Origin of the sequence: Christiangramia aestuarii (assembly GCF_009735585.1) — a bacterium.
Classification (GTDB): Bacteria; Bacteroidota; Bacteroidia; order Flavobacteriales; family Flavobacteriaceae; genus Christiangramia; species Christiangramia aestuarii.
Genome location: NZ_VJVW01000099.1, coordinates 1 through 435, shown reverse-complemented (window position 1 = coordinate 435; position 435 = coordinate 1). Strand labels below are relative to the sequence as shown.

Here is a 435-nt window from a genome sequence, read left to right as displayed (position 1 = left end):
CCCCCTGCGCCGTCCGCGCGCCGTCCGTACAACCCCGGAAGTCATCGGTAACAACCAGCACTCCCTGCGCCGGGACCAGTTCAGCCGGAACGCCGTCAAGGTCGTCGAGATCCTCCAGCGGGCCGGCTACCAGGCCTACGTGGTCGGGGGCTGCGTACGCGACCAGATGCTCGGCATCGCTCCCAAGGACTTCGATGTCGCCACCAGCGCCACGCCGGAGCAGGTCCGCGCCGAATTCCGCAACGCGCGGATCATCGGCCGCCGCTTCAAACTGGTACACGTGCACTTCGGCCGCGAGATCATCGAGGTCACCACCTTCCGCGCCCATCATCCGGAAGGCCAGGACGATGGCGATAGCCGCGCGTCCAGCAACGAAAGCGGCCGCATCCTGCGCGACAACGTCTATGGCAGCCTGGAAGACGACGCCCAGCGCCG

General features: G+C 67.6%; 1 protein-coding gene. It reads left to right on the top strand.

Translation table 11 applies throughout. The features are described 5' to 3' along the window. On the top strand, window positions 1-435 hold a 435-nt coding region (locus FLP08_RS17090; protein ID WP_500681183.1), incomplete at both ends, for a hypothetical protein.